Genomic DNA, 8,413 nt, shown 5'->3' with positions numbered 1-8,413 from the left:
CGGTGTTGCATGTCTCAGGCGATTATACCGGCAATGGCGGCACGCTTGCGATGTCAACAGTGCTCGACACCGATAGCGCGCAGACCGATCAGCTGGTGGTCGGTGGCAACACGGCCGGCAACACCAAGCTTGCCATCACCAATCGCGGCGGCCTGGGCGCGCAGACCGTCAACGGCATCAAGATCATCGATATCGGCGGTCAGTCCAATGGCAGCTTCACGCTCAATGGCGATTACACCACCCGTGACGGCCAGCAGGCAATCCTGACATCGTCTGCCTTTGCCTATACCTTGCAGAAGGGTTCAGGCAGCGGCAACCAGGACGGCAACTGGTATCTGGTCAGCCAGAATACCAAGCCAACCGATCCGACCGATCCAACCAACCCCGTCGACCCGACCAATCCGGTCGATCCAACCAATCCGACCAATCCAACCGGACCACGCTATTCGGCAGCAGCCCCGATCTATGAATCCTATACCACCGTGCTGCAGGCGCTCAACAGACTGCCCACATTGCAGCAGCGGGTCGGCGATCGCGCGCTGGATGGCCAGCCTGGTCTGGCCGGCCAGGGCGCTCTGGCCCAGGGATCGGCTTCCGCTACATCCGACATCACCCCGGCCGGCATCTGGGGTCGCATTGAAGGCGCGCATAATCGCATTCAGGCCGGCTCGACCGCAGGCGATCTCAATCAGAACATCAACACCTTCATCCTGCAGGCCGGTATTGATGGCCAGTTCTATGAAGGCGATACCGGTCGCCTGCTTGCCGGCATCACCGGCCAGTATGGCAAGGCTCATGGCAATATCGACAATCTGACCGGCGATGGCAGCGGGACCATCGACACCCAGGCCTGGGGCCTGGGAGCCAATGCCACCTTCTATGGCAATTCCGGCTTCTATCTCGATGCCCAGGCTGGGGCCAACTGGTATGACAGTGATCTCGATGTTGATGCCATCAATCGCACGCTTGCCAATTCCAACAAGGGCTTTGGCTATGCCTTGAGCCTGGAAGCCGGCCAGCGCTTCACGCTCAATGAGAACTGGTCGCTGACCCCGCAGGCTCAGCTGATGTGGTCATCGGTGGATTTTGACAGCTTCACCGACAGCTATGGCGCCCGCATCTCAAACCATGACGGCGACAGCCTCACCGGACGTCTGGGCCTTGCGGCAAACTATGCCAACAGCTTTACCGGCTCCGACGGACGTCTCGTCAACACCAGCCTTTATGGCATTGCCAATCTCTATCAGGAGTTTTTGGGCGATGCCCGCATGAACTATGCCGGCACCCATCTCGATACCGATACCGACAAGACATGGGGCGGCATCGGCATGGGCGGCAGTTACAGCTGGGCCGACAACAAATATGCCCTTTATGGCGAAGGCTCCATCAACACAGCGCTCAACCATTTTGCCGACAGCTATACACTCAAAGGCAATGTCGGTCTCAAAGTGAAGTGGTGAGGCATCAACACAATCAACACGCGCCGCGATCAAGCGGCGCGTGGCTCACAAGCGCAAAGCCGACGGACGACGCTCGCTTTGCTCGTTGAGGCAATTGACACACAGACCGCGCCGTTTCGGGCAGGCTGATTGCCTGCCCTTTCTTTTGTGTCGGTGCGGTGGTGAAGGCTTGCGACGCGGACACCCATCCGACCGGCTTTGCGCTTGACACAGACAACAAGCCCGGAAGCGAGGCGGCGCCTTTCCGCTTCCAGGAGCCAGTTTCCATCCAGAGCAGCCATCGACAAGGCGCCAAACAAGGCGCGCGCTGCCGCTTCCAACAGCGCAACCTGCCCCTCCAAAACACAAGCGCAGATCAAGGCAATCACTTTGTGCTGAGATGGTACAGAGCCCCGGGATCATCAGGCGCGCGGTGAACAAATTGAAGGACACGACCCAACCCGCCCCCCTTACCCCTGCGGGGTTGGTTTTGCTTGGACATTGCCAGCATCATTTGCCCATCATTGCATCCTCACGCTTTGACGCGGAACGCGTCCGGCATGGAAGTGCGTCATGGCTGCGCCCAGATGAGCAATCCATTCCGGTTACCAGCGCCCGCTTCGCATCGTTGTGCCTGACTGGATTTTCGGGAGGATCCGTTTGATTGAGGCAGTAGCCATGCAAGCCCATCGCGGGTGTCGAGGAAAAATTGCCATAATGCAACAAGGCGGCAGGTTTGCACCTGCCGCCTTTTCAAAATCCCTGCTCACTCCGGCAGACAGCGCAAACGCGTTCTCGCTGGGGATCGGACCGGATACCAGCCGCTATGCCCGAAGCCGGTCCGTGATAAAGCCTGCGCGAGAAAGGCTTAAGATGATAGCGCCGTCACCGGGGGAACGATATCAATCTTTGGTCCGCGAAGCTGCAGCCTAGTCTTGGCTTTCGGCTTTGACTTTTTCCACCCGGTGGCCACTTGGATACCAGGATGGCCCCTTGGTTACGAAGTTCTTGATATTGAGATCAGTCTGCGCGCTAAAACGCTCCTGATGGCGATGCCAGTAGTAAAACGCACCCGCTGCCAATACGGCTATCAGGACCGCGACAAGTCCAAGCAATTTTTTCAAGCTCATGATCAGAAATTCTTTCCTGAATGATCAATTGACTTATCGGCGTCTTGCCTTGCATCAAGAGCCCGATCCGCCGGTCAATATATGTTGAAATATCCGTATATTAGGATTAATTAATTTATACTTCCAATATACACTTTTCTTCTGCATCTTACTTACCGAATCACGGTTTGATTGTCACGACCTTCTTCAATCCGTGGTGATATACACACAAAAATTTGATCATTTCTTTTTCTGGCAATGACCACGAAATCGCTGAAACGCAGCGCGAAAAGACACCAGAAAGGGCTTGGACATTGGTTATCAAATAGCCGGTTGACCACAGCCGATCGACGTCAAAATATCCGGCTTCACGGAGCTCGGCTCAGAAATCGCCAGCCTGCCGCCCGGCATGGACCTTGTTGATTGCCCCCGCCGCCGCCATGAGTTGCGATCGAAGATGCGAATGAAGATCAAACTCGCCCTCAATCGCCCGGGCCGACGCCATTCCCGATTTCAGCATTTCTTTGGGACTGACGCCGTAGCGCGCCCTGAATTGCCGGCTAAAGGCTTCGGGTGTTTCGAATCCTGCCTGATAAGCGACCTGCTTGGTCGAGAGATAGCGAAACTCGCCGCGCGCCAGCGCCCGCAGCACAGCAGACAGCCGCTTGTCCTTGATGAAACTGGAAATGCCATTCTCCGCTTCAAACAGCCGATACAGATGGGCGCGAGAAATATTGAAGCGGTCCTGAACAGATGTCACCGTCAATTTTGGCGACAGCGCCTGTTGATCGATATAGGCAATGATCATTTCCTTGAGACTGACATTGTGGACCGAAGCCTCAGGGCTCAAGCGATCGCTCGGCTGGCCACGGATCGCAGCCGCAAAAAGATGGATGAGCGCCTGCTGCGCCGCGGCACCCTCGTCGGCCGTCAATTGCGGCGCAATTTTCAAGGTCGCCCCAAGAAATTGCGTTATCAGCCGCGTCGATGCCGTCTCTTTGCGCAGAACCAAGCCATGAAGATTCTGCCAGCCCACCGCCTTTTGCAATGCCTGCCGCGGCAGCGTCGTGGTCAAACGTCGCCCCGCCGTCGCCTCGCTCTTGACGGTACGGGCCAGATCGATAATTACGATATCACCCAGCGACGCCTTGACATCCCGCCCGTCGAAATCGCCGACCAGGCTGCCGCCGGTCAGCATCTGGATCATGTAGAAATCCAGCCCGCCAAAGCCGATCAGGCGCTTGTCTCTCTGATAACGTTGCTGGTTATGAGCGGTCGCACCGATCGTCAGCGGGCCGGTTGAAAACGACACAATCTTGCCTTCAAGCGGGGCCTTGGTGTCGCCATCAAAAGACGAGATTTCATAGATGGGCCGAATGAGCGTGCGCCAAAACTCGTTCCTGAAATCAGGATCCATTTGCGCCGTCGACAGGAACAGTCGGTTCATGTCTTCGTCCCCCTCGCAGACAGTTGCATCTCCCCTAAAAGCGCGATCGGATTTCAGCGAAGTTCTGTACAATTGTATTTAACAAAAGACAAAAATCAAGCGGCAAGCGGAAGAAGACTGAAATAACAAGATGTCTATACTTATGACGCTGAGCCGAAAGGCAATATAGACAATCATATGTTCTATCTTGCGCCGAGAATTGGAAAATTTTTCCCAAAAACACCAAGTATCTGCAGCTCGTCTCCCGGTCTCTGTTCAGCATAACAATCCCAAGCCAAGCCAGAATCTCTTGCTCGGCAAAATCTGTCGCCGCTACGATGTGCTCATGCCGTGCCAACAGGCAGAAAAGACAACCCAAACAGCCGCGCTAAACATCCTTCACTCACATGGTGCCGCGCGAATGATGACCGACCACTATCATGTATATAATAACAGCATAAATTAACAATAGGCCAATCCACTGAAACGTACTTAAATCGCTATAGGACATATATATAATCCCTAATATAAATACTGTCTCATAATAGCATTTTGAAAAGCAAATGGCGAGTCTTCGCTCTCTTTTTCTTTCTGTGTCCGCTATCGTACCAATAAAACGCCGATCCGATCTGAGAAAGAATTTTCTTTGTCTCATCGTTACTTTTCCCTCATCGAAAAGACGCCGCGTTGCACCGCCTTGCGCTTATTCGCGAAAGGCGCTCTTTCCCGCCATTGCCTCAGACGATGACCGAGCTCAGGCCACCGGCCTTGTTCCGATCCACTCGCCACGCCGCCCGGCAAGAGCATCAGGCAATGGGCGGGATTGCTACGCAGAGCCTGCTCTACCAGAAGGAAGGCAGTCAAACCGTGTGTTGCAATCGCTACGACGGTGCTTCGCGATCAGGCGTGATGCAGAGGATCCAGCGACACGGACATTGCGGGTGTTGCAGAGCGCAAACGGGGCATGGCGCAGATTGCGCGGATACCCTCCCCTCCGCTGCGCCCGATGCGTCCCTTCGACCGCGGGCAAAATACCGGCAGCCCGCAACAGCAAAGGGAACGCCGCATGAAAACAATTGGAGGAAGAGGATCGAAACTGGGAGAGGAGTACAAAAATGCCCTGATGCTCACGCTTCGGAGGCAAAGGAGCATCCGGGCAATGTGTCGTCAATTGGGAGGGCACGAACACAGCCTATTATTGATCATAAAACCAGCAACAATACAATCGCAACAACATGGGATGTAGTTTAGTGATCCTCATTTTAGAGTCATCTGCGTGTCCTCGTTGCGCGCCCGCAACAACAAACAGCACATGGCAGCCGGACGCCCCCTGATATTCTTGCTAGCCAAAGCTAACCGGCATGGGATTGGAATTGAGTCCATCCGGTATTGCAACGATCATCCCTGAAACAACTGCAAGGAGGAACGTGTGAACCATCCCTTAGCCTTGATCGCCGGCCTGATGCTGATGGGCAGTCTCATTCTCTCCATCGTGACCCTTGTCTCGATGATGCGACAGCATCACGCCGTCCCCCAGGATGCCGCAGATGCGCACAACCAGCATCTCGACGTCCTGCAATCCATGGTGATGATTTATGGCGCGTTGCTGCCCGTTTATCTGCCCGAGCTTTATGCGGAGCTGCGGGTGCATCAGCAAGAAGCCTCCGGCGACGACGACGCCTGACACCGCCTTCACCATCCAGGCGACGCCCCCCACAATCGGCCGCCATGTCAAGCGAGCGGCTGTTTACTTCTGCCTGAAGAGCTGCGCGCCATCGCGCACTGCCTGTTGCCGATCCTATCATCCGGTTCATTTCCTGCTTCCCGCGCCGCAATCAAAACCGCAAGTTTCTTGCCGGTGCTTGCGATGAGGTGACGTCGGAGCGCAGGACGGAATGCAAGCCGTCCAAGCAGATGAAACCAAGGCGCGTGCACGAGCACAGCCAAATCATCGCGCCTCAAGGCCCACACATGCCAAGCAGCAGAGACTGCACATCTGCTTGCTTCCCCGTTATGCTTGGATTATCGAACCATTCCCAAGATTAAAGGAATTATGGTCTTCTATATAATATTCTTTATTAGCTCTTTCGAATTAACCATCGAATAGACTTCGAATATTTACGCCTTCTCTTTGCCATAAATATTATGATATATTTAACATGTAACTGCACGAGGGTCTTACCATGAAGCATTCCCTTGCAACATCACTCGGTATATTAGCACTTACTCTTTCAACCAATGCCTATGCTGCCAGTGCAATCGTCACAACGAGCCTGAATCTGCGCACCGGACCAGGAACACAGTATCGGACACTGGGAAGCATTCCGAACGGTGTCGGCGTTGTGGTCGCCGGATGTACCAGCGGCTATGGCTGGTGTCGGGTCAGTTATGCCGGCATGGATGGCTGGGCCTCCTCACGCTATATTGCTGTGCGGACTTCCGGCGGCTATAGCACCGACGATAATTTCGGCTCCTCCGCCGCAGCCATCGGCATTCCCCTGATCGCCGGCATTGCCATTGGCTCCGCAATCAACAACAATAATTATTATGATGGCCCCGGCTGGGGTCGAGGCTGGGGGCCGGGTTGGGGACCACGCCCCTATGCGGGGTGGCGTGGCGGTCCCAATTATTACAATGGCTGTATCGGACGAAACTGCCAGTCAGGATGGGGACCACCCCGTCCGCATTGGGGCGACCGACCGGGATGGCGTGACCATCCAGGATATCACCACCCCTTTGCCGAAGGCCCTGGAAATCGTTGGGGGTCGCGTCGTCGCTAACGCAGATTGCGTCGACACAGCAATCATTGCGCGCAGGCGCGCGTGACGAAGCGGATCGGTTGACGCCGCAATCCGCTTCGTCATTGCCTGACCGGTCCAAACGACGCGCCCTGCGATAGGGGCATACCGCCAGCGGCTTGACCGTCCTGCTTCATCTTTTCTGAGACGAAGATTAAAATTGAACTATATTATCTTCTTAAGTATTAGTAATTCTCTATATTTATTTTATGCGTTGCAAACCTTAAGAATATGAAGTATAGTGTGAAGGACAATTGCAGCAGGGAGTGCTTTCACCCAACCCCGAACCTTCAGGTTGCAGTTGTCTCCTCCTAGCGAAAGCTTTGCCCGGTGACTCCCCGTCACCGGGCATTTTCTTTGCGCCAACCACGGCAGCTGACTTGGGTGATGGCGCCTTAGCCACGCTGTCCGTTGCCTGCCCGCTGATGCTGAGGCGCGCCGTCCGCAATGGCGTTGAAAACAACGTTAGGCATTGCGATCCGGCAGCCGGGATGGCCGAACACAACCGCACTGTCATCGTTGAAGCCCCTTGATCGTTTGACCACCGATGACCATGATGGGGATGGGTTTGCCGGCGGGATGGGCTTGTTGGAAATACATCTTCACCACACGCCCCTTGCGGGCAAACAGGGCCTGCTGCCTCAATCATGGAGGAAGCTCTTCACGCGCTCCGAAATCTCGATCTGGCCACTGAAATACAAATATTTCACCAGCACGAGACAGGCAATCAGCCGTTCACTTTCGGCATCGTCAAAGCGCTCGGCATAGATATTCGCATTCTCAATGATCTCTTCGGCTTCGGAGGGATGATCACTATAATAGGCTATTTTCTCCTCAAAATCGGAGAGGTCCTGTTTCAGGGCCACAAAATGATAGTTTGGACGCAGGCACCCTTCCATGAACCAGGTCTCATAGGCAGGCTGCGGCATCATGCAAAGCGACTGGCTCGACATGATCCATTTGGGATTGCCATGAGATGCCGCGCTCTGATCAAACAGGATATACTTAAATTCGAGCAGCTGCTTGCGTGAGAGCACTGGCGTGAGCACGGTCCGCCACCCACCACCGCGCTGCGACCGGACATTGCCGCGGCCGACACCGTCATCTTGTGCCGCGCGCGGATCACTACACAAATCAGGTTCTCCGGCGGTGACCGCCAGCGCTCGCTTCTCCATAAAACGCCGACCATCGCGGATGCGTGGGAATCCCGCTTTCGCATCAAACTTGAAGAGGATCGCCCGCTCATTGACGCAGTGGATCGATCGGCTTTGTACAATCGTAGGGCAATCACCAGGCAGACCTCTCGCCCCGCCCCGATAGTGGATCTTGCTTTGTGGCGGAAAATGGCGCCGATAGGCCCTGAAATCATCCGCATAGCGGCATGACGGCTTCGGCCAGATATCCATTTCACCATGCCAGGCAGCAAATTTCCGATCGGTCCGATGATAATATTGCACCCGCTCCATAGCGCGACCGATCGTTTCATCACTTTGCTCGCATAGATAGGCGTCGAGTTTCCCCTCAAGATAGCCGCTGGAGAGCCGGTCTTCGAGATGCGCGATCAAACAGCGAAAAAAGCGAAACGACATGGCGAGACGCAGGCTCCGAAAATGCGGCAAACATAGCCTAAAATGCTGCGTG

Annotated in this window: 6 protein-coding genes; 3 read left to right on the top strand and 3 right to left on the bottom strand. The window is 55.0% G+C overall.

Annotated elements, in window-relative coordinates; translation table 11 throughout:
* Positions 1 to 1,460, top strand: a 1,460-nt coding sequence (locus ABWV94_RS22630; protein ID WP_353415447.1) for an autotransporter family protein, incomplete at its 5' end; no start/stop codon positions are given.
* Positions 1,461 to 2,368: 908 nt separating this feature from the next.
* Here ABWV94_RS22630 and ABWV94_RS22625 read toward each other — a convergent pair.
* Both ABWV94_RS22625 and ABWV94_RS22620 read right to left on the bottom strand, forming a co-directional pair.
* Positions 2,369 to 2,569, bottom strand: coding sequence for a hypothetical protein (locus tag ABWV94_RS22625; RefSeq protein ID WP_353415446.1), 201 nt, complete (start codon positions 2,567 to 2,569; stop codon positions 2,369 to 2,371).
* Positions 2,570 to 2,930: 361 nt separating this feature from the next.
* Positions 2,931 to 3,995, bottom strand: coding sequence for a helix-turn-helix domain-containing protein (locus ABWV94_RS22620; protein ID WP_353415445.1), 1,065 nt, complete (start codon positions 3,993 to 3,995; stop codon positions 2,931 to 2,933).
* 1,408 nt (positions 3,996 to 5,403) lie between these two features.
* On the opposite strand from ABWV94_RS22620, the gene ABWV94_RS22615 reads away from it, so the two are divergent.
* Positions 5,404 to 5,658 (top strand): hypothetical protein, encoded by a 255-nt coding sequence (locus tag ABWV94_RS22615; RefSeq protein ID WP_353415444.1) that lies wholly within the window; start codon positions 5,404 to 5,406, stop codon positions 5,656 to 5,658.
* Positions 5,659 to 6,157: 499 nt separating this feature from the next.
* Positions 6,158 to 6,754 carry an SH3 domain-containing protein gene (locus ABWV94_RS22610; protein ID WP_353415443.1) on the top strand — a complete coding sequence of 199 codons (597 nt, stop codon included), beginning with the start codon at positions 6,158 to 6,160 and terminating at the stop codon, positions 6,752 to 6,754.
* 659 nt (positions 6,755 to 7,413) lie between these two features.
* On the opposite strand, the gene ABWV94_RS22605 is transcribed toward ABWV94_RS22610, so the two are convergent.
* A complete protein-coding gene (locus ABWV94_RS22605; RefSeq protein ID WP_353415442.1) occupies positions 7,414 to 8,361 on the bottom strand; it encodes a glycosyl transferase family 90 in 948 nt (315 codons plus the stop codon).
* Between the last annotated feature and the right edge of the window lie 52 nt (positions 8,362 to 8,413).

Origin of the sequence: Brucella sp. NBRC 12953, assembly GCF_040369775.1 — a bacterium.
GTDB lineage: Bacteria > Pseudomonadota > Alphaproteobacteria > Rhizobiales > Rhizobiaceae > Brucella > Brucella pseudogrignonensis.
The sequence above is the reverse complement of the archived record's forward strand: the minus strand, read 5'-3'. Positions and strand labels throughout refer to the sequence as shown.

Bases quoted from the DNA above. Each gene is read 5' to 3' on its own strand.
- ABWV94_RS22625 (WP_353415446.1), bottom strand. From the start codon at position 2,569: ATGAGCTTGAAAAAATTGCTTGGACTTGTCGCGGTCCTGATAGCCGTA.
- ABWV94_RS22620 (WP_353415445.1), bottom strand. From the start codon at position 3,995: ATGAACCGACTGTTCCTGTCGACGGCGCAAATGGATCCTGATTTCAGG.
- ABWV94_RS22610 (WP_353415443.1), top strand. From the start codon at position 6,158: ATGAAGCATTCCCTTGCAACATCACTCGGTATATTAGCACTTACTCTT.
- ABWV94_RS22605 (WP_353415442.1), bottom strand. From the start codon at position 8,361: ATGTCGTTTCGCTTTTTTCGCTGTTTGATCGCGCATCTCGAAGACCGG.